Raw genomic sequence first — 24,743 nt, 5'->3', positions numbered from 1 at the left:
GCCGATACTTGGGCGGGCCGGCGAGCGGGACCACCGCCCCGGCGGCCCACACGTAACGGGGGCCGTGGCGAGGCGCCCGCGACCGACCGTCGCGGGCGGCCGCCCGGTGCCGTCCGTCCGCGCCCCCAGCCGCGCGACGCGACGATCCCGTACGGTCGGTCACCGGCCGCCGGCTCCGGCCCCGTCGCTCTCCCCCCAGGACCGTCGACGGGGCCGGTCAGGCGTCCTTCAACAGTTCCAGCACCCGTCGCTCCGCCTCCGACCGGGGCGTGTCCGGTTCCACCGGGGCGACAACCCCGTCGTGGAACAGGTCGACCACCCGGGGGTCCACGTAGGAGGTCCGGGCCACGGTCGCGGTGTTGCCGAGCAGCTCGGCGACCTCGCGCATCACCGCCGCCACCGCCCGCTTGCGGGCCGTCGCGGAACGGGCCGGCCCGTGGGTGGCCAGCTCGGTGGCCGCCAGCACGGTGGCGTGCCAGGTGCGGAAGTCCTTCGCGGTCATCTCACCGCCGCTGGCGGCCCGCAGGTACTCGTTGACCTCGTCGCTGCGCACGTCCCGCCAGTCCCGGCCGTCCCAGTAGCCGAACAGCCGCTCGGCCCGCCGGCGCCGGCGGCGCAGGTTGGTCAGCACTCGGCACAGCTCCGGGTCCTCGATCCGCCGCACCTGGTCGATGCCGCCCTTGGCGGGGAACTCGAACACCACGCAGCCCCGCCGGCTGCGGGCGTGCTCGGGGCGCAGCGTGGAGACGCCGAAGGTGGCGTCGTCACCGACCGCGTACTGGTCGCTGCCGACCCGGAACATCCCCATGTCGAGCAGGCGGGCGACCGTGGCGAGCACCCGGTCCCGGTTCAGCCCTCGGCCGGACAGGTCCTGCTCCACCCGCTCGCGCAGCACCGGGAGCCGGTGGGCGACCTCCAGCACATGGTCGAACTTCGCCTCGTCCCGGGTGCGCCGCCACTGCGGGTGGTAGAGGTACTGCTTGCGGCCGGCGGCGTCGATCCCGGTGGCCTGGATGTGCCCGTTGTGGTGCGGCGAGATCCACACGTCCCGCCAGGCCGGCGGGATCACCAGGTCCCGCAGCCGGGGCAGCTCGCCGGGGGCGCGGACCGGCTCGCCCCTCGGGTCGAGGAACGTCCACCCCCTGCCGCTTCGCCGGCGGCCGTACCCCGGCCTGGCCGGATCGCTACGCCGTAACCGCACCGGAGACCCGCACCGCCCGTTCCGCGTCGTCCACGGCCGCCAGCACCTCGTCGAGGCCGACGGCCGCCAGTGTCGAATCGGCTGTCACCCCGTCGAACACGGGCCAACCGTCCCGCGCTCCCGGCGACCCGGCGGCGGGCCGGTCGCCCGGGCCACCGTCGCCGTGCCAGAGCACCCGGTGCCACGGGCGGTCCGGCGGCGGCCCCCACCGCGCCGGCGCGACGGGGCCGAAGAGCACCACCGACGCGGTGCCGTACCCGGTGGCGAGGTGGGCGACGCCGGTGTCCCCGCTGACCACCAGGCGGGCGTGGGCGACGAGGGCGGCGAGGTCGCCGAGGTCCGTGCGGCCGGCGAGCACCGCGTCCGGCGCCAGCCCCCCGTGGTACGCCACCCACCCGGCCAGCTCCCGCTCGCCCGCCGAACCGGTGACCACCACCCGGTGTCCCCGGCCGGCCAGTTCCCGGGCCAGCGCCGCGAACCGCCGGGCCGGCCAGCGTTTGGCCGCGACCTTGCTGCCGGGGTGTACCACCGTCGCCCCGGTCGGCACGCCGCCGGGCTCGGGACGGCGCAGGGCGAGGTCGGCACGGTCGGCGCGGAGGCCGTACCAGCCGAGCAGGCGACACCACCGGTCGACCTCGTGCTCGTCGGCCCGCCAGTCGGGGCCGTCGGCGTGGCCGGCGTCGGGACTGGCGAAGGCGAGCAGCCGGCCGGGGCGGATGGTGGCCAGCACACGGTGCGACCGGGGGCCGCGGCCGTGCAGGTTGACCGCCAGTTCCGGCGGCGGGCCGGGCCACCCCAGGTCCCCCAGGCCGTCCGCCGGCACCAGGCGGTCGACACCCCCGACCAGGTCGACCAGGGGGGCCAGCCAGCCCGGGGCGGCCAGGGCCAGCTCCCGGTCGGGGTACGCGGCGCGCAGGGCGCGCAGCGCCGGCACCCCGGTGGCGAGGTCGCCGACGCCGAGCGCCCGGAGCACGACGATCACGGGTACGAAGACTCCCGCTCGGCGCAGACGACCAGTTCGCGGACGGCGCTGCCGGGCGGTTGGGACAGGGCGAACATGACGGCGGCGGCGGTGTCGGCGGGGTCGTTGAGGTTGGCGTCCGGGCCGGGCCGGTACTGCGCGTCCCGCTCGTCGAAGAAGGCGGTGCGCATCCCGCCGGGGACGAGCAGGGTGACGCCGACCGCCCCGGCCAGCTCGGCGGCGAGGGCGCGGGTGAAGCCGACCACGCCGAACTTCGCGGCGCAGTACGCGGTGGCGTCGCTGACGGCCTTCACGCCGAGGGTGGAGGCGACCGTGACGACGTTGCCCCGCGACTCCTCCAGCCAGGGCAGGGCGGCCCGGATCACCGCGGCGGTGGCGAGCAGGTCGACGGCGACGATCCGGTCCCAGGTCTCCCCGGGCACGTCGGCGAGCCGGCCGGGCACGTCGATGCCGGCGGCGGTGACGACGGCGTCGAGGCCCCCGGAGCGTTCGGCGAGCCGCCGGGTGGCCGCCTCGGCGGCCCGGGTGTCGGCCAGGTCGCACTCGATCCACGGCACCCCGTCGGCCGGGGCGTTGCGGTCCAGCACCAGCGGCCGACCGCCGGCCCGGGCCACGGCCGTCACCACGGCCGCCCCCAACCCGCTCGACCCGCCCGTGACCAGGACGGTCGGCCCCGTCCCCACAGCGTTGCCGGTCATCGTCTCCCCTTCGTCGTCGCACCGTCCAGGCCCACCGCCACACCCGGCGGCGGCCCGGGCACCGGGTCGCCGGGCCCGGTCGTCCCGCCGCCGGCGCGGGCGGCGGCGATCATGTCGGTGGTGGAGCGCCCGTCGAGGTACGGCACGACCACCGTGTGCCCGCCCCAGCGGCTCAGCAGCTCTGCCTCGGGCATACCCGGCTCGCCGCCGCCGGTGGCGTAGTCGCCGCCCTTGACCCAGATATCGGGGCGCAGCCAGGTCAGGGCCGCCTGCGGGGTGGGCTCGTCGAAGACCAGCACCGCGTCGACGCAGCCCAGCGCCGCCAGGAGCCGGCCACGGTCGGCCTGTGGCACCACCGGCCGGTCCGGCCCCTTCAGCCCCGCCACCCCGGCGTCGGAGTTGAGGCAGACGACCAGGCAGTCCCCGAGTTGGCGGGCCGCCTCCAGGGTGGCCACGTGCCCGGCGTGGAGCAGGTCGAAGCACCCGCCGGTGGCGACGACCGTGCCGCCGGCCGCGCGGACCGTCGCGACCACCGCGGCGGCGGCGGCCATCCCGACCCGGTCGCCGCCGCCGATGCGGGTCCCGGTCACCGGGACCGTCCGGGCCGGCGGCGGCAGGGCCGTGGCCACTCCCCCGGCCGCGACGTACGCGGACGCCTCGGTGACCGCCGCCTGCACCGCCTCGGAGACCAGCGCGCCCCGGGACAGGGCGATGCTGGCGGTCGCGGCGAACCGGTCGCCCGCACCGCAGGTGTCCCCCTCGGCGCTGGCCGGGGCGGGCACCACCAGCGGCGTCGACCCGGCGTGGCAGAGCAGCGCCCCGTCGCCGCCGAGGGTGACGGTGACCGCGCCGGCCCGCCAGCGCCGGCGCAGCTCCTGCGCGCCCCTCGACGCGGTGGCCAGCCGGGACGCGCCCGGCCCGGTCTTCACCAGCTCGCGCACCTCCGACTCGTTCGGGGTGGCCAGGTGCACCCCCGGCACCGCCGCCGGGCCCCGGGGGTGCGGGTCCCACACGACGGGCGCGCGGGTCGCCGCGAGCGCGCAGCGCAGGGCCGGCTGCCGGGCCACCCCCCGGCCGTAGTCGCTGACCAGCACGGCGGACGCGGAGGCGAGCAGCCGCAGGGCGACCTCGCTCGGCTCGCCGGGCTCCCCGGCCGGTCCGCCCCGGTCGTGCCGCAGCAGCACCCGCCCCCGGGCGTGGAGCCGGATCTTCTCCGGGGTGGCGCCGCGCAGCGGCAGCGCGTACACCTGCACCCCGGCGGCGGCGAGCAGCGTGCTCAGCCGGGCCCCGCCCTCGTCGTCGGCGAGCGCGGTCACCAGGGCCACCTCGGCGCCCAGCGCGGCGGCGAAGACCGCCGCCAGGCCGGCGCCGCCGGGCCGGTCCACGGCCACCGACTCGTCGAGCACCGGCACCGGGGAGTCCGGACAGAGCCGGTTCACCACCCCCTCGACGTCCCGGTCGAGCAGGATGTCACCGACCACCACCACGGGTCCCGCCATCAGCTCGCCTCCTCAGCCCGCCTCGATCTGCCGGTCGGCCTCGCCGTCCAGCACCACCTCGACCCCGGCGCGCACCGGCCGGTCCGGCCCGCCGGCCGCGCCCACCGCCGCCACCGCTCCGCCCGGGCCGCGCCCGCCGGCCACGCCCACCGCCGGCACCGCTCCGCCCAGGCCGCGCTCGCCCGCCACTGCGAGGGCGGCGGGGAGCACCCGGTCGACGTGCTCGCAGAGCACGTGGACGGAGACCAGGTGCAGCTCCTGGACCACCTGGCTGTCCGGCGAGTCGATGGCGAGGGCGTCGTGGCAGGCGTCTGCGAGGGGGTTGGGGGTGGGACCGGTGAGGGCCCAGCAGCGCAGGCCGACCTCATGGGCGGCGCGGGCCGCGGTGAGGAGGTTGGTGCTGGTGCCGCTGGTGGACATGAGCAGGAGGATGTCGTCCCGCCGGCCGTGGGCGCGGACCTGACGGGCGAAGGTGTGGTCGTAGCCGTAGTCGTTGGCGATGGCGGTGAGGGCGGAGGTCTCGGCGTGCAGGGCGATGGCGGAGAGGGGTTGCCGGTCGTCGCGGAGCTTGCCGACGAGTTCGGCGGTGAGGTGTTGGGCCTCGGCGGCGCTGCCGCCGTTGCCGGCCACCAGCAACCGGCCGCCGGCGGCGAGCCGGTGCGCCAGCTCCCCGCCCCATCGGGCCAGCAACTCCTCCGACCTGCGGTACGGCAGCAGGGCCGCGGCCAGGTTGGCCAGGTGCCCGTCGAGCACCGACGGGGTTGCCGGGCCGGCGGAACCGGGCTGGCCGGCGGGACCAGGCGGCGCGGCGGCCATCAGGCGACCACCCGGGCGGGCCGGTGCACCGCCGCCACCTGGCCGTACACGTCGGTCAGCCGCTCGGCCGTGGCGGCCCAGGAGTAGCTGCGCCGGGCCCGGTCGCGGGCCGCCCCGGCGTAGGAGAACCGGCGGATCCGGTCGTCGAGCAGGCGCCGGATCGTGGCGCCCAGCGCGCGCGGGTCCCGGGCCGGCACCAGGTCGCCGGTCACGCCGTCGAGCACGGTGTCGGTCAGCCCGCCGACGGCCGTGCCGACCACGGGCACCCCGCACGCCATCGCCTCCAGCGGGGTCAGCCCGAACGGCTCGTACCAGGGGGCGGCGACCAGCACGTCGGCGGAGCGGTACCAGCGGCCCATCTCCTCGCGGGGCACCGCCCCGACCAGCGTCACCCGGTCCGCCACCCCGCTGGACTCGGCGAGGGCCCGCAGCCGCCGGGCGTGCGGGTCGGTCTCCAGCAGCCCTTCCGGCGGGCCGCCCACCACCACGCACTCGGCGTCCGGCACCAGCGGCATCGCGCGGATCACGTCCTGGAAGCCCTTGCGCTCCACCAGGCGGCCCACGGTGAGCAGGCGGGCCCGCCCCGGGGCCCGCTCGGCGGCCGGGCCGAGCGGCGTGAACGTGCCGAGGTTGACCCCGGACGGGACGACGGTGATCCGGGACCGGGGCACCCCGAGCCGGACCAGCTCGCCGACCTCGTCCTGGCACTGGGCGACCACCCGGTCGACGGCCCGGCCCAGCTCCCGCTCGTGGTCGATCCGCCGGGGCGGGCTGGTGTCCTGGGCGCCCTGGTGGCGGCGCTTCACCGCGCCGAGGGCGTGGTACGTCTGCACCACCGGCACCCCGGTCTGCCGGCCGGCGGCCAGCGCGGCCAGGCCGCTCATCCAGAAGTGGGCGTGGATCACCTCGGGCGTCCAGTCCCCGGTGCGCCACCAGTCGACCAGCCGGCGGCCGAACGCCCGCATGTGCGGCAGCAGCGCGTCCTTGGCGACCGGCTCGGCCGGCCCGGCCGGCACGTGCACCACGTCGTACCCGCCCGGGCTGCGGACCGTCACCGGCAGGTCCACCGCGTCCCGGCGGGTGTACACCCGCACGTCGTGACCGGCGGCCGCGAGCGCGGCGGAGAGCTCCGCGACATGCGTGTTCTGGCCGCCGGCGTCCTCGCCGCCGAGGACGGCGAGCGGGCTGGCATGCTCCGAGATCATCGCGATGCGCATACTTCCTCCTCCAGCAGCCGGTCCCAGTCAGCGAGGAAACGGTCCAGGCCGTAGCGGTCCCGGGCGGCCCGCCGGGCCGCCGCGCCCGCCCGGCGGGCGGCCGGCGGGTCGTCGAGGAACCGGCGGGTCGCCGCCAGCAGGTCGTCGACCCGGGTGGAGAGCGCGCCGGCCTCCGGCGGCACCGCCACCACCGCCTCGGTGGTGGCCAGCGCGACGACCGGCATGCCGATGGCCATCGCCTCGATCAGGCTGAGCCCGAGCGAGGTCCACCGGCACAGGTGCAGGTACGCCCGTCGCCGGGCCAGCTCGGCGTGCATCCGGTCCTGCGGCACGTCGTCGTGGCTGGTGACCCGGTCGGCGGGCAGCCCCAGCCGGTCGGCCAGCCCGGCGACCCCCATGCCGAAGACGTCCAGCGGGGCGAGGGCGGCGAACCGGGGCAGCAGGTCGGTGCCGGTGACCCGCCAGCGGCGTACCGGCTCGTTGATGACGACGGCGAGCCGGTCGAGTTCGCCGGTCCACTCGACGTTCGGGGCGACGATGCCGTGTTCGACGACGGTGCTGCGGGTGCCCCCGTTGTCCCAGAAGAGCTGGTTGAATCCGGTGACGTGGACGAGCAGCAGGTCGTCGCGGTCGGCCATCGGGTGGCGGGTGTTGGGCACGTCCCCCTTGGGGGTGTTGTGCTCGACGTAGACCGCCGGCACGTCCCGGCCGACCCGGCGGCCGAGCCACTCGGAGGCCAGGTCGAACTCCTCGGGGCGCTGGAGGATCACCACATCGACCTCGGCCCGGCGCAGCTCGGCCGGGGTGACCTCGACGGCGCCGTCGGGCCACGGATAGGTGCGGGCCCGGCCGAGGCCGTAGGGGCCCCGGTCGGGGGTGACCGGCACCAGGTAGCGGTGCCTGCCGTGCACGAAGGACGTGGCCCAGGAGCCGTGCACGTGCCAGACCAGGACGTTCATCGGCCGCTCCCGCCGCCGGCCGGCACGGCGACCGCCGGCGACCCGCCGGCCGTGGCGTCGGCGCCGGCCACCCCGCCGGCGCCGGCCGTGGCGGCGGCGCGGGCGTCCCTCGCCGTGGGCACGCCGAGGAGCCGGACCGCGTCGAGGACCGCTGCGGGGTCGACCCCGGCGAGGCAGGGATGCCCGGCGGCCGGGCAGCCCGCCGAGCGGGTGTCGCGGCAGGGGGCGTCGGCGTCGCCGAGTCGGACGGTCGGCACCCGGTAGGGCCCCCACTGCCCGAACGGGACGGTGGGGGCGAACAGGCTGACCACGGGGGTGCCGAGCGCGGCGGCGAGGTGGGCGGGGCCGGTGTTGCCGACGACGAGGGCACCGGCGTCGGCGATGATCCCGGCCAGTTCGGCGAGTCCGGTGCGTCCGCCCAGGTCGGTGGCCCCGGCGGCGGCGACCCGGGCGGTCAGTTCTCGCTCGCCGGGTCCGCCGGTGACCACCACCCGGTGACCGGCGTCGGCGAGCACCCGGACGATCCGGGCGGCCAGCTCCGGCGGGCAGGCCCGGGCCGAGGCCGACGAGCCGGGGTGCACGACCACGTACCCGGGCGGGCCGAGCTGCGACGGCGCGGCCGGCACCGCGTCCCGGCGCAGGCGCAGTCGGGGTTCGTCGTCGGCGGGCAGGGCGTGACCGGCGGCGGCGGCCAGCGACAGGGCCCGCTCCGGTTCCGGCACCCCCGACGGGACGCGGTGGCGCACGTCCAGCAGGCTCCCCGGGTAGTCGTCGCTGATCGCGGCGATCCGGGGCACCCCGGCCAGGCGCAGCAGCAGGGCCAGCGGCAGCGGCGACTGGTGGAAGCTGGTGAAGATCACCGCCTCGTCCGCCCCCACCGCCGCCAGCCGCCGTACCAGCCGGCCGATCCGCTGCGGGTCGACCGCGGCCGGGTTGGGGTCGATCCACTCCAGGGGCCACTCGACGACCTCGTCCACCCCCGGCAGCAGCCCCGCCGCCGCCCGGCCCCGTGGCCCGCACAACAGCACCACCCGCCGCGCGTGCGCCGCCACCGCCCGGATCCCCGGCCCGGTCACCAGCACGTCCCCCGCAGAATCGCTGCGCACCACCAACACCGTCCCCGCCGTACGCCGCTCGGCGGGAACGACGGCGGCCTGCCGGCGCAGGATCTCCTCCACCGCGGCCGGCAACGTCGGGGCGGTGTACGGGGCGGCGGCGACCTCTTCGGCCCGGGTCACCGGCGTCGGCACCAACACCCCGGACGCGCCCGCCGCGAGGGCGGCGGTCATGTCCCGGCCGATGTCCCCCACCACCACGCACCGCCCCGGCGTGGTGCCCAGATCGGCGGCGGCGGCGCGTACCAGCCCTGGCGCGGGCTTACGGCACTCGCACCCCGCCCCGTCGTCGTGCGGGCACACCCGCCACGTGTCGAACGGCCCCAGCAGCTCCTCGATCCGCGCGTGCACCCGACCCAGCTGCCCGGCGGTGAAACACCCCCGCGCCAGGCCCGACTGGTTCGTCACCACCCCCAGCCGCAGCCCCGCCGCCCGCAACCGGTCGAGGGCCTCCCGCGCCCCCGGCATCGGCCGCACCTTCTCCGGCTCCCCGTTGTACGGCACGTCCTCGATCAACGTCCCGTCCCGGTCCAACAGCACCGCGTCGAACAGGACACCGCCGGACCGATCGCGGTCAGCACCCGGGTCCACCCGGGCTGACCTGCGCCGATCCGGCTCCCACTGGTCCCGTCGCACGGGCGGCGGGTTCCCTGCGCCCCGAGGAGTAAACGTCGGCCTCGGCGCGGTACCGCCGCCGCGCCGACCCGCCCGCCGCGCCCGCCGGGCCGGCTCCTGTCGGGCACCGCGTCACGGCGGGGCGGACCGGGAACGGGTGGGTCGCGCGTCGTCTCCGGTGCGGCGATACCCGCCGCACCGGAGAAGCTAACCCACCGGCGTCGTTAGCCCCGCCCGGAGCCGGGTATGGGAGCGCAGTGGCGATTGTGGAGAAAGTGATCGAAGCACCCCCACAGCGGGTCTTCGACGTCCTCGCGGACGGCTGGACGTACAGCGACTGGGTGGTCGGCACGGTGCACGTGCGCGGCGTCGACGACGCCTGGCCCCGGGTCGGCGCCCGACTGCACCACAAGGCCGGGCCGTGGCCGTTCTCCCTCCAGGACGTCTCCACCGTGCTGGTCCACGAGCCGCCGCACAAGCTGGTGCTCAGGGCCGGGCTGTGGCCGGCCGGCGAGGCGATCGTGGTGTTCACCCTGGAACCGGTCGGCGAGCACGCCACCCGGGTCCGCATCGGCGAGGACTTCGCCGCCGGCCCGCTGCGCTGGGCCCGGAACAAGCTCAACGACCTGGTGCTGCACCAACGCAACAAGGAGACGCTGCGCCGGCTCGCCGACATCTCAACCCGACAGAAGGCGGACCGGTGACCCGACAGAAGGGGACCGGTGACCGGGCGGGAGGCGGACCGGCGAGCCAGACCGTGATGATCATCGGGGCGGGTGCCGGGGCTGGCTCACCACCGTCGCGCTCGCGGCCACCGGCCCGGCCCGCCGCGGGCGCCAGGTCGCCGAGCACGGCCGCCCGACCGGGGAACACACCACGTCACACGTGCCGGACGGGGAGCCTTTACGACAGGGAACGGGTAACTGGCTACCCTCTTGGTGACCCTGTCGGCAAACCGAGGATGTCCGTCATGATCGAACCCGTGCTGTTGCCCGAGCCGTGGCGTGACGCGCGCCTGACCGTCGTGGTCCCCACCTACAACGAGGCGGGCAACCTGCCGGTGCTGGTCGAGCGGCTCCTCGCGCTGCCGCTGCCGGGCCTGACGGTGCTGGTCGCCGACGACAACTCGCCGGACGGCACCGGCGATGTGGCCGACAAGCTGGCCCTCGAACACCCCGACCGGGTGCAGGTGGTGCACCGGGCCGGCAAGGAGGGGCTCGGCCGGGCGTACGTCGACGGGATCACCCGGGCGCTCGACGGCGGCGCCGAGTACGTGGCGCAGATGGACGCCGACCTGTCCCACCCGCCGGAGGCGCTGCCCGGCATGCTCGGTGCGCTGCTGTCCACCCGGGCCGGGGTGGTCATCGGCTCCCGCTACGTCCCCGGCGGCCAGCTCGACGAGGCGTGGCCGCTGTACCGCCGCGCGCTCAGCGGCTGGGCCAACCTCTACGTGCACACGCTGCTGCGGGTGCGCATCCGCGACCTCACGGCGGGCTTCAAGATCTGGCAGGCCGACGCGCTGCGCGACATCGGCCTGGACCGGGTGCAGTCGAACGGCTACAGCTTCCAGGTGGAGATGCACTACCTGGCCACGAAGCTCGGCCACACCATCCTGGAGGTGCCGATCCGCTTCGAGGAGCGCCGCGACGGCGACTCGAAGATGACCACCGCCACCAAGATCGAGAGCGCGCTGATGCCGTTCAAGCTGCGCACCCGGCACCGCAACATCGAGCGCTGACGGCCCGGCCCGGGCGTCCGAACCGCCCGGGCCCGCGTCGCCGCGCCACCCCGTCGCCGGTCGACCGCACTCGGCGACGGGCCGGCGGAGGGCCGGCGGACGGCAGAGGGCCAGCTGGACGGCGGACTCAGCGGTGGGCCGCCGGGCTCCACGCCGGCGAGTTCAGCGGTAGACCGCCTGGTGGGCCGCGCCGATCGCCCCGGCGTAGAGCCCGCCGGTGACCGCCCGGTCACGGGCCAGCGCCGCCCGGGCCGCGTTCGAGCCCGGCGCGCCGTGCACCCCGCCGCCCGGATGCGCCGAGGAGCTGGCCAGGTACAGCCGGTCCACCGGGGTGTCCGCGCGGCCCAGGCCGGGGATCGGCCGCAGGAAGAGCTGCTGGTACGCCGCGGCGGTGCCGCCGCCCAGCGCCCCGCCGACCAGGCTCGGGTCGCCCCGTTCCAGGTCCGCCGGGCCGGCGACGTGCCGCCCGACGATCCGGGCCCGGAAGCCGGGGGCCGCCGCCTCCAGCACCTCCTCCATCCGGTCCACGTGCGCGGCGATGTCCTCGGCCCGCCAGTTCCGCCGGAACGGCAGGTGGGTGTACGACCAGAGCGACTCGGTCCCGGCCGGCGAGTGGCTCGGGTCGGCGACGCTCATCTGCCCGAGCAGCAGGAACGGGTCCCGGGGGATCTCGCCCCGGGCCAGTTCGGCGGCGTAGCCGGTCAGGCCGTTGAGGTCGGCGCCGAGGTGCACGGTGCCGGCGGTGGCCACCGCCGGGTTGGCCCACGGCACCGGCCCGGACAGCGCCCAGTCGACCTTCAGGGTGGAGCCGTCCCATCGGAAGTGCGCCAGGTCCTCCACCAGCCGGGGCGGCAGCGCCTCCGGGCCGACGAGGTCCAGGTAGAGCGCGGGGGCGGGGACGTCGGCCAGCACCGCGCGGCGGGCCCGCCAGGCGGTGCCGCCGACGGTGCGTACCCCCATCGCCCGACCCCGGGCGGTCAGCACCCGGTCCACCCGGGCGTCGTAGAGGATCCGGCCACCCCGGGCGGTGAGCCGGTCCACCAGCGCGTCGGTGATCCGCTGCGCCCCGCCGACCGGCACCGGCCAGCCGACCTGCTGGCCGAGCATGGCCAGCAACCAGCCGTACACGCCGGAGCCGGCCTCCTCGGGCGACAGGTCGGTGTGCAGGGCGCAGCCGGCCAGCAGCAGAGTGCCGCCCTCGCCGTCGAACATCTCGTCGCCGAGCTTGCGTACCGGCACGACGAGGCGGCGGGCCAGCCGCAGCGCCCCGCCCACCCTCAGCCGGCGCAGCAGGCCGAGACCGCCGCGCACGGGCGGGAACGGGGTGGTGATGGTCTCCAGCATCGGCCCGGCGACGTCCAGCCATTCGGCGTACGAGCGGCGCCATCGCTCGCCGTCGGCGGGCGCGAACGCCGCCAGCGAGGCCGCCGTGGCGTCGAGGTCCCGGTTCAGCACCGCCGCCCGGCCGTCGGGCAGCAGGTGGGCCAGCACGTCGGGGGCGTGGGTCCAGCTCAGTCCGTGCCGGTCCAGCTCCAGGCCGGCCAGCACCGGGGAGGCGTACCCGAGGGGGTAGAAGGAGCTGTACAGGTCGCTGAGGTAGCCGGGGGCGGTCACCTCTGCCGAGCGCACCGCCCCGCCGGGCGCGCCGGTCGCCTCCAGCACCAGCACGTCCCAGCCCGCGTCGGCCAGCAGGTTGGCGGCCACCAGGCCGTTGTGGCCCGCGCCGACGACCACGGCGTCCGCCGTCTGCACCCCGGTCGAGATCATCCGAGCCGGCTACCCGGCCGGTTACCGGGTGAAACGCGTTTGCGTCGGGGGGACCGGGGCATCCACCGCCGCATGTACACGGTTTCGCAGCTCATAGGTGGAGTGTGGGGCGCGGGCGGCACCGGTGGCGAGCTGGTCGTACGCGACCCGGCCGACGGCTCGCCGGTCAGCACCGTGCCGGTGGCGACGGCGGACGAGGTCGGCAAGGCGGTGGAGGCCGCGCGGGGCGTGGCGGCCGACTGGGCGGCGACCGCCCCGGCCGAGCGGGCGGCGGCCCTACACCGGGCCGCGGACGCGGTCGAGGCCACGACGGAGGAGCTGGCCGCGGCGGTCACCGCCGAGATGGGCAAGCCCCTGGCGGACGCCCGGGGCGGCGTCGAGGCGGGGGTCGGCACCCTGCGACAGTACGCGGAGCTGGCCCCGCTGCGCGGCGGGCGGACCCTGCTCGGCGGCGCGGACGCCATCGACTTCATGACCCCGCAGCCGCGCGGGGTGGTCGCCGCGCTCACCCCGTGGAACGACCCGGTGGCGGTCGCCTGCGGGCTGCTCGGCGCTGCCCTGGTGACCGGCAACGTGGTGCTGCACAAGCCGAGTGAACGGACCCCGGCGACCGGATGGCTGCTGGCCCGGGCGCTGGACGGCGCGCTGCCGCCCGGGGTGCTGTCGCTGCTCACCGGGGGCGGCGAGGTCGGCGCGGCGCTGGCCGCCAGCGACGTGGACGTGGTGGCGCACGTCGGCTCCACCGCCACCGGCCGGTCGATCGCCGCGGCGGCGGCCCGGACCGGGGCGAAGCTGCTGCTGGAGAACGGCGGCAGCGACCCGCTGGTCGTCGACGCCGGCATCGACCCGGTCTGGGCGGCGGAGCAGGCGGCGCTGGGGTCGTTCGCCAACGCCGGGCAGATCTGCGTCGCGGTGGAGCGGATCTACGTGCACCGCGACGTCGCCGAGGACTTCGCCGACGCCCTGGTGCGGCGGGCCGAGGCGCTGCGGACGGGACCCGGGCGGGACCCGGGGACCGAACTCGGGCCGCTGGTCGACCGGCGGCACCGGGACCACGTGCACGGGCAGGTGACGGCTGCGGTGGCCGACGGGGCGCGGGTGCGCACCGGCGGCGCGCTGCCGGACGGGCCGGGGGCGTTCTACCCGGCGACCGTGGTCACCGACTGCCGGCACGACATGTCCCTGGTCCGCGAGGAGACGTTCGGCCCGGTCGCCCCGGTGGTCGTGGTGGACTCGTTCAGCGAGGCGCTGCGGTGCGCCGCCGACTCGCCGTACGGGCTGGCCGCCACGGTGCTCACCGGGTCGATGAGCCACGCCCACCGGGCCTGGCGGGAACTCCCGGTCGGCACGGTCAAGGTCAACGCCGTCTTCGGCGGCGCTCCGGGCGGCGCCGCCCAACCGCGTCGCGCCAGCGGCCAGGGCTTCGGCTTCGGCCCGGAACTCCTCGACGAGTTCACCGCCACCAAGGCCGTCCACCTGCAGGCCCCCGGCGGCGGCCACTGGTGAGTGACCCCCGCCGGGGGCGGTGGCGGTGCGGGTTGCTGGGTCAGTCGCCGCGGGCCCTGCGGGTCTCGCGGTCGTTGGCCTTCTCGATGGCCTTGACCAGTTCGGGCTTGGTCATTCGGGAACGGCCGGGAACGTCCAGTTTGCGGGCCACCCCCATCAGGTGGTCCTTGGTGGCGTTGGCGTCCACCCCGCCCGCCGTGGGGGCCCGCCGCTCCGGGCCGCCGCCGGCCGCCTGGCGGTCGCTGGGGCCCTTGCGGCCCTTGGGCTCCCAGTGGTCGCCCACCTTCTCGAACTCGTGCTTCACGGAGGCGAAGGCGGTGCGGTGCGCCCGCTCCCCCTCGCCGTACGTCTCCACCGCCGAGTCGTGCGTCTTCTCCCAGGTGCGCTGAGCCTTGTCCGGGGAGCGCCGCAGCGTGCTGGGCAGTACCTCGCGCCCGGGCATGTCGTCCTCCTCCGCGTCGACGGGATGGCTGACTCCCACCGTTCCCGAGGGCCGCACCGGCAAACCGGGCACCGGGCCGCCACCTGGCCGGGTTTGTCGATTTCCGGCTCCGGGTACCGGCGGGGCCAGGCGAGCAACGGGGTGGCCGGCACCCGGGCCGCCTGGGCGCAGGGGGCGGTCAATGACAGCGACGACGGAACCGGGCACGGCTCCTTCCGGCGGGCCGCTGCGGCTCCCCCGGCGGGTACGCCAGCTGAGCTGGCACACCTGGCGCGGGGTGCTGGTGCGCAGCGGTCAGAACTTCGTGAAGGACAACTGCGCGGACTGGGCCGCCGCGCTCACCTACTACGGGGTGCTCGCGCTGTTCCCGTCCACCATCGTGGTGGTCGCCCTGGTCGGGCTCGTCTCCGACGGCGAGCGGACGGTGGACACCGTGATCGACCTGGCCCGCGAGGTGGGGGCCGGGTCGATGGTCGGCAACGACGGCTTCGTCGGCGTCGTGCGGGGCGTGGTGGACCAGCAGAGCGGCGCGAAGGTGCTGCTCAGTTTCGGTCTGCTCGGCGCGCTCTGGTCGGCGTCGGGGTTCATCGGGGCGTTCACCCGGGCCTCCAACGCCATCTACGGGGTGCGGGAGGGGCGGCCGGTCTGGAGGCTGCGCCCGTTGCAGATCGGCCTGGCCGCCGTGACGCTGGTGCTGCTGGCCGTGGTGGCCACCGGCCTGATCGTCAGCGGCCCGGTCACTGACGCGGTGGGCAACCTGATCAACGCCGGCGGGCTGGCCCGGACGGTGTGGAGCGTCGTGAAGTGGCCGGTGCTGGCCATGGTGGTGATGTCGCTGCTGTCGCTGCTGTTCTGGATCGCCCCGAACGTGCGTCAGCCGCGGTTCCGCTGGCTCACCCCGGGCGGGACGGTGGCCCTGGTCTCCTGGGCGCTGGTCTCCTTCGGCTTCGGCCTGTACGTGGCGAACTTCGGCTCGTACGACGTCACCTACGGCAGCCTCGGCGCGGTGATCGCGTTCCTGGTCTGGCTCTACCTGTCCAACTGCGCGCTGATGCTGGGCGTGCAGATCAACGCCGAGCTGCAACGGGGCCGGCAGATCCAGGCCGGCGACCCCGACCCGGGCGAGCCGGTGCTGCCGCCCCGGTCAGCGGTCGATTCGTGACTGTTTGCCGCTTTCCAGGCGTCCCCTTCGGTTTACCGGCGGCCCCCTCGGGTAGCGCAGGAGACATGGAACGTGGCAGCAGCAAGCACAGCCCGAGGGTTGACGAGCAGATGAGCCAGGAGGTCAGCGGCCTGGTGCAGGGCCCGGGGACCGGTGGCTCGCGGGTCGACGAGTCCCGGCAGCCCGAGCCCGCGGGCGAGGACCAGCCGGAGCCGACCACGGCGCCGGCCGGCGAGCTGCGCACCGGCTCCCCGCAGGGGATGAGTTCCACCGACGTGGAGGCGCGCAGCAGGCTCGGGCGGTTCATCACGATGACCGCCCTGCCCGGCGACCGGGACGCGCTGGTCGCGAACGCGCGCGGCAACAACGCGCCCGACGACATCGTCGCCGCCCTGGAGGGCCTGCCGCCGGGCACCCGTTACCAGACGATTTCCGAGGTGTGGGCCGCGCTCGGGCACAAGAACGAGACGACACGCTGGTGACCGGATCGGCCCACGATCCGACAAACACGCCGGCGCACTGAGGAGGATTGTCGATGAGTGACCTCACCGAGCACGTTGACGTGTCCGTCCCGATCCGGACCGCGTACGACCAGTGGACCCAGTTCGAGGAGTTCCCGCACTTCATGGAGGGTGTGGAGGAGGTCCGGCAGGTCTCCGACACGAAGACCCACTGGACGGTGGAGATCGCCGGGGTCAAGCGCGAGTTCGACGCCGAGATCACCGAGCAGCTGCCGGACGAGCGCGTCGCCTGGAAGTCCACCGGCGGCACCCAGCAGGCCGGCGTGGTGACCTTCCACCGCCTCGACGAGGGCAACACCCGGGTCACCCTCCAACTGGAGTTCGAGCCGCACGGCGTGGTGGAGCAGGCCGGCGACAAGCTCGGCGTCGTCGACCGCCGCGCCAAGGGCGACCTGGAGCGGTTCAAGACGTTCATCGAGCGGCGCGGTCAGGAGACCGGCGCCTGGCGGGGGGCCGTGGACCGCCCGCAGCCCTGATCCTCCGGGCACGCGTTGACGACGGCCGCCGACTCCCGGCGGCCGTCGTCGTTGTCCGGGTACGGCGACGGCCCGGCCGTTTGCGATCACCACCCCCGGGTACGGCGACAGCATGACCGACAACGACAGCCACGTGTGGCGCGACGAGGAACGGCTCCCGCTGGAGGAACTGGACCGGGCGATCGCCCGATCGACGCTCGACGGGCAGTCCGACGACGTGACGGCCAACGACGCCGGCGAGGAGGCCACGTTCGGGCACGGCCCGGAGGCGGTGGACCGCGGCGCGGCACCGGCCGAGCGGGAGCGCGAGCGCACGGACGCCGACCGGGCGTACCGGGCGTCGACCATGGGACGGACCGGCCCGGACAACATGTGATGCCCACCCGCCCCGCCCCCGCCCCGCCCCGACGGCGGGCGGCTCAGCGCCGCCGGGAGGTGGCGGCGTGCAGGGCGAACAGCACCACGGCGAGGACCGTCAGCGCGGGCCCGAGGGCCTGGACCGAGGTGTTGCCGACCAACACGCCGATCCCGGTGGGCACCAGCGCACCACCCAGCCCGGCGGCGGCGATCTGCACCCCGACGGTCCGGTCGGCGTGGGCGGCGCCGACCCGCTCGGCGGTGGTGAGCATGAGCAGCGGGAACACCGGCGCGGCGGCGAAGCCCAGCACCAGCAGGCCGGCCACCGCCACCCAGGCCGGGGCGGGCAGGGCGATCAGCGCGGCGCCCGCGGCCATGCCGAGCAGGCTTCCGCGTAGCACCTTCGCGGCGCCGAGCCGTTCGGACCCGATGCCCTGGACCACCCGCCCCACGAACAAACTGCCCCAGTAGCCCGAGACGCAGACGCCGGCCACCTCGGCGGTCACCCCTCGCCCCTCGGTGAGCAGCAGGAACGCCCAGAGCCCGGCGGCGGCCTCGATCGCGACGTACACCGCGAAGGCGAGCGAGCCCAGCCAGACGGCCGGCAGTCGCAGGGTCTCGCGTACCCGGACCGGGACGGCGGCGGCCTCCTGCGGCCCGGGGTCTGGTGACCCCGGCCCGCCCGCACCCGCCGCGGACCGGTCCCGCCACGCCCGCACGGCGAGGGCGAACGCGGTGGCGAGGGCGAGCTGGGCGGCGGCGACCAGGCCGTACCCCCAGCGCCAGGAGAGGCCGACGGCGAGCGCCCCCGTCATGATCAGCGGGCCGATGGCCACGCCGAGCCCGAAGAACGCGTGCATCCAGTTCATGTGGCGCGGCCCGAACGCGCCGGCCGCGTACGCGTTGAGCCCGGAGTCGATCGCCCCGGAGCCGAGCCCGAGCACCAGCGCGCAGGCCGCCATGACGGCGAGCGCCGGGCTGGTGGCGTAGCCGGTGAGGGCCAGGCTGGCCAGCAGCGTGCTGCCGGCGAGGAGCCGGCCGACGCCGAGCCGGGCCAGGGTGAAGCCGGCCACCAGACTGGAGGTGAGATATCCGACGGTGCCGGCCGTGAGCACCAGGCCGACCGCCTCGGTGGGCACGTCGAAGTCCGCCCGGATGGACGGCCAGCCGACGCCGATCAGCCCGTCCGGCAGGCCGAGGCTGACGAACGCGAGGTAGGCGAGCAGGAGCAGCGAGGCGCGGGGCGGGGCGGAGGTGGACACGGCCGCCCATCCTGCCCCACCCCCGGCCGACCCCGCCCCGGCCGGTCCGACCACGTCCCTCGGGAACAAAAACCCGCGGCGACCGCTACCCCCGAAACGACAAAAAGCGCGGTACGGGTGGCCGCAAAGGCGGACAGGTCATCCAGAATCGTCCGATCGGGTGACGGCGTTCGGCGGGTACCGCGTAAGACTTTCGGAATGCAGCAGGCCTCCGGGTTCCTCACCGTTCGTCAACGCCGTCTCGCCTGGTTCGGCTTCCTCCTCGCCGCCGTCCAGGCGCCGGTGGCCGCCAAGTTCGCCACCGACGACTCCTGGCTGTTCAGCCTCTGTGTCGCCCTGATGGTGGCCACAGTGATCATCGCGGACGACGCCTCGCGGCGCCGCCCCGCCGGCGCGCCCTCCTCCGACTAGTCCCCCAGCCGGCCCCCGTGCCCGGGTCAGGGCACGGGGTCAGCCCTCACCGCCCGGCCGCGCCTCGTGCCCGGCCCGGCCCCGGGTGCGCCGCCGCTCCTTCATCTCCGCCTCGTACAGGTGCCGCCGGCCGCCGGCCAGCTCCTCGCGCGCCCGACGGTCGAGGTCCCGGAACAGCGCGTGGTACCCGTCATCGAAGTCCTCGACGATCTGGAAGGTCCACCGGCCGGCGATCACGTTGCGGCCGAGCAGGTCGGTGGCGATCCGGTCGGCGATCGCGTCGTGCCCGGCGGCGCGGAACTTCGCCACGGCGTCGTCGAGCATCAGGTCGGCGTGGCCGATGAGCTGGTGCATCGAGTAGAGGTGCCCGCGGGCCCGCTCCACGGTCTCCAGCGCCTCGCTGAGCCTGCCCAGCGCCGCCACGGTGGCGTCGCCCACCCCCGGCGGGCGGCGGTGCTGCTCGTCGGGCCCGTCCTGGTGTCCCATCTGCCCCTCCACGGTGTCGGCCGCGCGGCGTGCGCGCAGCCTCCCTTCTGCCCCGTCGCGACCGGGTCGATCCACCCGGTCGGGTGCCGGCCGATGGGCGGAGGACCCGGTACCGGCCGAGCGGCCGACTCCGCCCCGGTTACCAGCCGGTTAACCTCGTTTCTCATGCGTGTGCCGTCGAAGCAGGTGGTCAGCCGTTCCGCAGCGGACTCCGCCAACAGCGTCCTCGCCCGGCTGACCGTCGCGATCGGCACCGCCGGGCTCGCCGCGGCGGCGGCCCGGCCCGGGCTGCTCGCCGAGATCGACCAGCACGCCGCGGCCGTCCGGGACAGCCTCGGCGGCGACCGCCGGCCGCTGAGCCCGGCCGCGCTCGCCGGGTACGCCGAGGGCGTTCGGGACGCGGCGCGGGAGCACGGCTGGCAGCCGCCCACCCGGTCGACGGACTGGTCGGAGGCCGACTGGCCGCTGGCCCGCCTGCTGGCGGTCTGCGCCCTGGCCCGCGCGCTGGAGACCGGCCCGACGCCGCTGCCCACCCTCTGACGTACGCGAGCGGGGAGGGGGCCCGCGCGGACCCCCTCCCCCGTGCTCCTCCCGTCAGGTACCCGGGCGGCCGAACTGCTGGGTCTCGTCGCCCGGCGTGCCGCCGGAGCGGTACGTGCCTTGCTGCCCGCCGCGAGCGCCGGACATCGAGCCCTCGGGCTGGGGCATGGCCTGGGTGCGCTCGGCGCCCGCCCGGTCGGCCATCCGCCGCTCGACGTCGCCCCGGCCGGCGGCCTGGGCCTGGCGGTGCTCCCGCAGCGACCGGGACTCCTCGGCGGCCCGGTTGAGCCAGCCCTCCCAGCGGTTCTGCATCGGCCGCACCAGGCCGCCGCCGACGCCGATGATCAGGATGCCGGCCACCGTGGCGAGCACCGCGATCAGCACCGGGGTGGTGACGGTGGTGGCGATGCCCACCTGGTTCAGCGCGGCGATGATGCCGAGCGCCAGGATGAAGATCGCTGTCAGGTCGGCCAGCACGCGGCCGTACGACAGCCCGCCCAGGAAGCCGGTGACCAGGTCGCGCACCGCGTTGGCGATCGCGGCGGCCACCACCACGACGATGATCGCGATGAACGCCCGCGGCAGCCAGGCGACCACGCCCCGGATCAGGTCGCTGATCGCGTTCGGCCCCCACACCCCGAAGGCGAACTGCAGGGTGAACAGCAGGACGGCGTAGTACGCGAGCCTCGCCAGGATGTCGCTGGCGTCGTACTTGGTGCGTTCCAGCGCGCGCTTCACGCCGCCCCGTTCGACCGCACGGTCGAACCCCACCCGTTCCAATGCCGCGTCCACGATCTTGAGGACCGCTTTGGCGATGAGCCACCCCACCACGAGGATCACGATGAACGCGATCGCCCTCGGGATGAAGAGCAGCACCGACCTCCACATATCGGTCAGGGCGTCCCCGATGTCTACCTGCCCGACCGCGAGGGTTTTCTGCATGGTGTCCCTCCTGTCGCATGGACTTCGGCGCGCGCATACCCGGTCCGCCCGGCAGCACGCCGAGCGCCGGGCAATGAATTTCCCGACATCTCCGTCCAGAACGGCCCTGGCCTGCACTGATGCACACCGGGAGCGGGCGGCGGCGCGGCGCGCACCGCCGTCCCGGCCCTCGATCGGGCCGCCGTCCGGGCGCTCCGGCTAGGCTGCGGGCATGCCAGGCACGGTCGGGCGAGTGCCCACGCCAGCGACGCGCGCCGCGTCGGAGACGGATGCCTCCGGGGCGGCGAACGTCGTTCTCGGCCATCCCTGGGCCGGCACTGCGCTCGGCCCGCCCCAGGGCTGGGACCCGGGGTTACGCGGGGTGGTGGACCTGGTCCTCGCCTCGCCGGTGCCGATGGCGTTCACGTACGGCGACGCCCTCCTGCTGCTCTACAACGACGGGTACGCGGCGCTGATCGGCGACCGCCACCCCGGCGCGGTGGGCCGGCCGGCGGCCGAGGTGTTCGCCGACGTGTGGGCCGAGCCCGGCGTCGGCGACGTGATCGACCGCGCCTACCGGCAGGGCGAGTCGTTCCTGGAGAAGGAGGCTGCGTTCCCGTTCGACCGGCACCGCCCCGGCTCCCGCGAGCAGGCCGTGTTCACCCGGGGCCACTCCCCGGTGCGGGACAGCACCGGACGGATCGTCGGGGTGCTGACCGTCGCCGCCGAGACCAGCCAGGTCACCGAGCAGCTGCAGAGCCTCAGCGACGTGGCCGCCGCGCTGGCCGGCACGCTCACCCTGGACGACGTCGCCCGGGTCGCCCTGCGCTACCTGCTGACCGCGTTCGACGCCGACCGGGTCACCTTCGGCGTGGACGACGGCGCGGGTTGGCGCACGGTCCGGCGGGTGCGCGGCGAGCTGCTGGACGAGGCCGACGAGCGGCTGCCCCCGCTCTGGCGGCGCTCGCCCGCCGACTCCCCCGGGCCGCTGATCGTGGCCGCCCGCAGCGGCGTGCCCCAGTTCGTCGGCGACGGGCAGCCGCTGCGGGACATCGCGGTGGACCGGCACGACCAGAAGGTCCGGGCGCTGGCCGCCCAGCCGCTGCGGACGTCGGTCCTGCGCGGCGGCCTGACCGTCGGCTACCACGAGGCCCACCTCTGGCCGGCCGCCGAACGCGCCCTGCTCGCCGCCTCGGCCGAGCTGATCGGCCAGGCCGCCGAGCGCGCCCGCCGGTTCGAGACCCAGCACGGCACCGCCCAGCTCCTGCAACGCAGCATGCTGCCCGAGCGCCTGCCGGACCTGCCCCGGCTGCGGATCGCCGCCCGGTACGACCCTGGCGTCGACGGCAACGCCGCCGGTGGGGACTTCTACGACGCGTTCCTGCTGCCCACCGGCGAGCTGGGCATCGTGCTCGGCGACGTGGCCGGGCACGACGTGCAGGCGGCGGCGCGGATGGGCCAGGTCCGGGCGGCGTTGCGCGCGCTGGCCCTGGCCGATCCCCGGCCGGACGCCGTGCTCGCCGGGCTGGACCGCCTGGTGGGCAGCCTCGGCACCGAGACCGGCACGTACGAGCTGTTCGTGACCGTGGTGTTCGGGGTGGTCGACACGCAGCGGGAGCAGCTCACCCTGGCCAGCGCCGGACACCCCGCGCCGCTGGTGCGCCGCGCCGGCCCCGACGGCGGGTCGGTGGCGCAGTACCTGGACGTGCCGCCCGGGGCCCCGCTCGGGCTGGGCTGCGCTCCGCGCACCACCACGGTCCCGTTCGCCCCGGGGGACACCGTGCTGCTGTTCAGCGACGGGGTGGTGGAGCGGCGGTGGCAGAGCCTCACCGCCGGGCTGGACGACCTGGCCGCCGCCGTGGCCGGTGCCCCCAGCGGCGACCCCCGGGCGCTGTGCGCGGTCGCGACCGCCGCCGTGGAAGGCGCCACCGAGGACGACGTGGCGGTGCTGGCGGTGGAGCACGCGCTGATGCCGAGCCGCTCGGCGAGCATGGAGGTGCCGGCGGAGCCGACCGCGCCGAGCCGGGTGCGGCACTGGTTGACGGCCCAGCTGGCCGACTGGCAGGTGCCCGAGGCGGTGATCGGGGCCGCCGTGCTGTGCACCAGCGAGCTGACCACCAACGCGCTGCTGCACGCCGGAACCGCCGCCCGGGTCGAGATCGACCTCAGCCCGGAGCGGCTGCTGGTGTCGGTGGCCGACTCCGGCACCCGGGGCACGGTGACCCGGGCCCGCACCGACACGTTGAGCAGTCGGGGCCGCGGGCTCGGCCTGATCGAGCAGCTCAGCGACGCCTGGGGCACCGACCCGACGGTGCGCGGTTCGACGGTCTGGTTCGAGATCCTCGTCCCGTCCGGGTAGCCGGGCGGCGGGCGGACAGGGCTCGCCGCGAAGTACAACGACAGCGACCGGTCGGGTGACCGCCGCCGCGAAGGGCCTCGCCCCGGACGACCTCCCACGTGCGCCGGAGGGTCGTCCGCGTGGGTCACCGAGGGCTGACCGCCCGGAGCCCGTGGGCCTGCGGGACCGGTGAGCCGGCGGATCAGTTACGGGCGGCGCGCATACCGGGGCCGCCGACGGGGCAAGGACCGTCACCACCTGCCCACGGCCGTGGGCGAGGTCGAAGGGTGGTGCGGTGGAACCGGTAGACGTCGCGTTCGCGGTGGTGGGGCTGGGCGCCCTGCTCGCCGGGATCCTCCCCCGATTGCTGGAGCGCCGGCCATTGTCCATGCCGATCGCGTTCCTCGGCCTGGGCATGCTGATCTTCATCCTGCCCACCGGGCTGCCCAGCCCGGACCCGCTGGCGCATCCCGAGATCGCCACCCACCTCACCGAGATCGGCGTGATCGTCGCGCTGATGGGCGCGGGCCTCAAGATCGACCGTCCGTTGAGCTGGGCCAGGTGGTCGTCCACCTGGCGGCTGCTGGCGATCGCGATGCCGATCTGCATCGCGGCCGTGGCGCTGCTCGGCTGGTGGTGGGCGGGCCTCGTGCCGGCCACAGCGCTGCTGCTGGGCGCGGCGCTGGCCCCGACCGACCCGGTGCTCGCCGCCGATGTGCAGGTCGGCGAGCCGACCGACGTGGAGGACTCCGAGGACGAGGTGCGCTTCGCGCTGACCTCGGAGGCCGGCCTCAACGACGGCCTGGCCTTCCCCTTCGTGTACGCGGCCATCGCGATCGCCAGCACCAGCCTCGCCCCGGCGGACTGGTTCGCCGACTGGTTCACCGTGGACGTGCTGTACAAGCTGGCCGTCGGCATCGGCGGCGGGCTGCTGGTCGGCTGGCTGCTCGGCAAGCTGTTCTTCCGGGCCCCGAGCGAGCTGCGGCTCGCCCGGCACGCCGAGGGCTTCCTCGCGTTGGCCGCCACCTTCCTCGCGTACGGGCTGGTGGAGGTGGTCGGCGGCTACGGCTTCCTGGCCGTCTTCGTGGCGGCCCGGGCGATCCGGGCGGCCGAGCGGACCCACGAGTTCCACTCGGTGCTGCACGACTTCGCCGAGCAGATCGAGCGGCTGCTGACCGTCCTGCTGCTGCTGCTCTTCGGGGGCGCGGTGGTCGGCGGTCTGCTCGCCCCGCTGACCTGGCCGGCGGCGCTGGTCGGGCTGGCGCTGGTCCTCGTGGTCCGGCCGCTGGCCGGGTGGCTGTCGCTGCGCGGCGCGCCGGGTCGACCGGCGGAACACTGGGTGATCTCGCTGTTCGGCATCCGGGGCGTCGGCTCGCTCTACTACCTGGCGTACGCGACGACGAAGGCGGACTTTCCGCAGGCCGACCTGATCTGGGCCACGGTCGGGCTGGTGGTGATCGTCTCGGTGGTGGTGCACGGCGTCGCCGCCACCCCGGTCATGCAACTCCTCGACCGCGCGGGCGAACGCACCGAGACCCCCGCCGAACCCACCCCCACCCCCACCCCCGTCTAGCCACCCCCACCCGCCCCCGCCCCAACCCGCGATCTTGCACTTACGGCCCGAATATAACGGACGAAGGCCGCAGAACACGGGCCGCAAGTGCAAGATCGACGGGGGCGGGGGTGGGGACGGAGGCGGGGGCGGGGCGGAACG

At 75.9% G+C, this 24,743-nt stretch carries 23 protein-coding genes and 1 pseudogene; 11 read left to right on the top strand and 13 right to left on the bottom strand.

What is annotated here, in order from left to right; translation table 11 throughout:
* Positions 1-217 precede the first annotated feature (217 nt).
* The 8 genes and pseudogenes from OG617_RS24940 to OG617_RS24905 form a co-directional block, all read right to left on the bottom strand.
* The gene (locus OG617_RS24940) at positions 218-1,201 is read right to left on the bottom strand and encodes a DNA topoisomerase IB (protein WP_405095395.1); all 984 of its coding nucleotides are present in this window, start codon (positions 1,199-1,201) and stop codon (positions 218-220) included.
* Positions 1,185-2,183 carry a glycosyltransferase family 9 protein gene (locus tag OG617_RS24935; protein WP_405095394.1) on the bottom strand — a complete coding sequence of 333 codons (999 nt, stop codon included), beginning with the start codon at positions 2,181-2,183 and terminating at the stop codon, positions 1,185-1,187. The genes OG617_RS24940 and OG617_RS24935 overlap by 17 nt, the downstream gene beginning before the upstream one ends.
* Positions 2,180-2,866 (bottom strand): SDR family oxidoreductase, encoded by a 687-nt coding sequence (locus OG617_RS24930; protein ID WP_405103940.1) that lies wholly within the window; start codon positions 2,864-2,866, stop codon positions 2,180-2,182. Before OG617_RS24930 ends, OG617_RS24935 begins: the two co-directional genes overlap by 4 nt.
* 11 nt (positions 2,867-2,877) lie before the next feature.
* Complete coding sequence (locus OG617_RS24925) at positions 2,878-4,380, bottom strand: PfkB family carbohydrate kinase (RefSeq protein ID WP_405095393.1); 1,503 nt, start codon at positions 4,378-4,380, stop codon at positions 2,878-2,880.
* Between the two features lie 12 nt (positions 4,381-4,392).
* A complete protein-coding gene (locus OG617_RS24920) occupies positions 4,393-5,196 on the bottom strand; it encodes an SIS domain-containing protein (RefSeq protein ID WP_405095392.1) in 804 nt (267 codons plus the stop codon).
* Positions 5,196-6,413 (bottom strand): glycosyltransferase, encoded by a 1,218-nt coding sequence (locus tag OG617_RS24915; protein ID WP_396681123.1) that lies wholly within the window; start codon positions 6,411-6,413, stop codon positions 5,196-5,198. The genes OG617_RS24920 and OG617_RS24915 overlap by 1 nt, the downstream gene beginning before the upstream one ends.
* The gene (locus tag OG617_RS24910; protein WP_396681121.1) at positions 6,398-7,372 is read right to left on the bottom strand and encodes a glycosyltransferase; all 975 of its coding nucleotides are present in this window, start codon (positions 7,370-7,372) and stop codon (positions 6,398-6,400) included. The genes OG617_RS24915 and OG617_RS24910 overlap by 16 nt, the downstream gene beginning before the upstream one ends.
* 83 nt (positions 7,373-7,455) lie before the next feature.
* Positions 7,456-9,123 (bottom strand): annotated as a pseudogene (locus tag OG617_RS24905) (HAD-IIIA family hydrolase); the annotation flags it as partial.
* 254 nt (positions 9,124-9,377) lie between these two features.
* Between OG617_RS24905 and OG617_RS24900 the strand changes: the two are divergent.
* Both OG617_RS24900 and OG617_RS24895 read left to right on the top strand, forming a co-directional pair.
* A complete protein-coding gene (locus OG617_RS24900) occupies positions 9,378-9,806 on the top strand; it encodes an SRPBCC family protein (RefSeq protein ID WP_405095391.1) in 429 nt (142 codons plus the stop codon).
* Positions 9,807-10,072: 266 nt separating this feature from the next.
* Positions 10,073-10,840: a polyprenol monophosphomannose synthase gene (locus OG617_RS24895; protein ID WP_161691292.1), complete on the top strand. Its 768-nt coding sequence runs from the start codon at positions 10,073-10,075 to the stop codon at positions 10,838-10,840.
* Between the two features lie 162 nt (positions 10,841-11,002).
* Here OG617_RS24895 and OG617_RS24890 read toward each other — a convergent pair whose 3' ends face one another.
* Positions 11,003-12,607, bottom strand: coding sequence for a phytoene desaturase family protein (locus tag OG617_RS24890; RefSeq protein WP_405095390.1), 1,605 nt, complete (start codon positions 12,605-12,607; stop codon positions 11,003-11,005).
* Positions 12,608-12,679: 72 nt separating this feature from the next.
* Here OG617_RS24890 and OG617_RS24885 point away from each other — a divergent pair, with 72 nt between their 5' ends.
* Positions 12,680-14,113, top strand: a complete 1,434-nt coding sequence (locus OG617_RS24885; RefSeq protein WP_405095389.1) for an aldehyde dehydrogenase family protein — start codon at positions 12,680-12,682, stop codon at positions 14,111-14,113.
* Between the two features lie 40 nt (positions 14,114-14,153).
* Here the strand turns inward: OG617_RS24885 and OG617_RS24880 are convergent, their stop codons facing one another.
* Positions 14,154-14,555 (bottom strand): ChaB family protein, encoded by a 402-nt coding sequence (locus tag OG617_RS24880; protein WP_396681111.1) that lies wholly within the window; start codon positions 14,553-14,555, stop codon positions 14,154-14,156.
* 181 nt (positions 14,556-14,736) lie between these two features.
* On the opposite strand from OG617_RS24880, the gene OG617_RS24875 reads away from it, so the two are divergent.
* The 4 genes from OG617_RS24875 (at position 14,737) to OG617_RS24860 (ending at position 17,090) form a co-directional block, all read left to right on the top strand.
* The gene (locus OG617_RS24875; RefSeq protein ID WP_405095388.1) at positions 14,737-15,717 is read left to right on the top strand and encodes a YihY/virulence factor BrkB family protein; all 981 of its coding nucleotides are present in this window, start codon (positions 14,737-14,739) and stop codon (positions 15,715-15,717) included.
* Between the two features lie 65 nt (positions 15,718-15,782).
* On the top strand, positions 15,783-16,199 hold the full coding sequence (locus tag OG617_RS24870) for a DUF2795 domain-containing protein (RefSeq protein ID WP_405095387.1): 417 nt from the start codon (positions 15,783-15,785) through the stop codon (positions 16,197-16,199).
* 53 nt (positions 16,200-16,252) lie between these two features.
* Entirely contained in the window at positions 16,253-16,714 is a 462-nt protein-coding gene (locus tag OG617_RS24865; protein ID WP_405095386.1) for an SRPBCC family protein, read from the top strand.
* 112 nt (positions 16,715-16,826) lie between these two features.
* Entirely contained in the window at positions 16,827-17,090 is a 264-nt protein-coding gene (locus OG617_RS24860; RefSeq protein ID WP_405095385.1) for a hypothetical protein, read from the top strand.
* 43 nt (positions 17,091-17,133) lie between these two features.
* On the opposite strand, the gene OG617_RS24855 is transcribed toward OG617_RS24860, so the two are convergent.
* Positions 17,134-18,333 carry an MFS transporter gene (locus OG617_RS24855; protein WP_405095384.1) on the bottom strand — a complete coding sequence of 400 codons (1,200 nt, stop codon included), beginning with the start codon at positions 18,331-18,333 and terminating at the stop codon, positions 17,134-17,136.
* Positions 18,334-18,531: 198 nt separating this feature from the next.
* Here OG617_RS24855 and OG617_RS24850 point away from each other — a divergent pair, with 198 nt between their 5' ends.
* The gene (locus tag OG617_RS24850) at positions 18,532-18,744 is read left to right on the top strand and encodes a hypothetical protein (RefSeq protein ID WP_396681100.1); all 213 of its coding nucleotides are present in this window, start codon (positions 18,532-18,534) and stop codon (positions 18,742-18,744) included.
* Positions 18,745-18,783: 39 nt separating this feature from the next.
* Here the strand turns inward: OG617_RS24850 and OG617_RS24845 are convergent, their stop codons facing one another.
* Positions 18,784-19,230 (bottom strand): hypothetical protein, encoded by a 447-nt coding sequence (locus OG617_RS24845; protein ID WP_405095383.1) that lies wholly within the window; start codon positions 19,228-19,230, stop codon positions 18,784-18,786.
* Positions 19,231-19,395: 165 nt separating this feature from the next.
* Between OG617_RS24845 and OG617_RS24840 the strand changes: the two genes are divergently transcribed.
* Positions 19,396-19,770, top strand: coding sequence for a DUF6401 family natural product biosynthesis protein (locus OG617_RS24840; protein ID WP_405095382.1), 375 nt, complete (start codon positions 19,396-19,398; stop codon positions 19,768-19,770).
* A gap of 54 nt (positions 19,771-19,824) precedes the next feature.
* Here the strand turns inward: OG617_RS24840 and OG617_RS24835 are convergent, their stop codons facing one another.
* A complete protein-coding gene (locus tag OG617_RS24835) occupies positions 19,825-20,712 on the bottom strand; it encodes a mechanosensitive ion channel family protein (protein WP_405095381.1) in 888 nt (295 codons plus the stop codon).
* Between the two features lie 211 nt (positions 20,713-20,923).
* Here OG617_RS24835 and OG617_RS24830 point away from each other — a divergent pair, with 211 nt between their 5' ends.
* Both OG617_RS24830 and OG617_RS24825 read left to right on the top strand, forming a co-directional pair.
* On the top strand, positions 20,924-23,050 hold the full coding sequence (locus OG617_RS24830) for a SpoIIE family protein phosphatase (RefSeq protein ID WP_405095380.1): 2,127 nt from the start codon (positions 20,924-20,926) through the stop codon (positions 23,048-23,050).
* 274 nt (positions 23,051-23,324) lie between these two features.
* Positions 23,325-24,602: a cation:proton antiporter gene (locus OG617_RS24825; RefSeq protein WP_405095379.1), complete on the top strand. Its 1,278-nt coding sequence runs from the start codon at positions 23,325-23,327 to the stop codon at positions 24,600-24,602.
* Positions 24,603-24,743 lie beyond the last annotated feature (141 nt).

It is taken from the genome of Micromonospora sp. NBC_01412, from assembly GCF_045040215.1.
Lineage (GTDB): Bacteria > Actinomycetota > Actinomycetes > Mycobacteriales > Micromonosporaceae > Micromonospora > Micromonospora rubida.
Note: the sequence above shows the minus strand (reverse complement) of the source record. Positions and strands in the feature narration are given on the sequence as shown.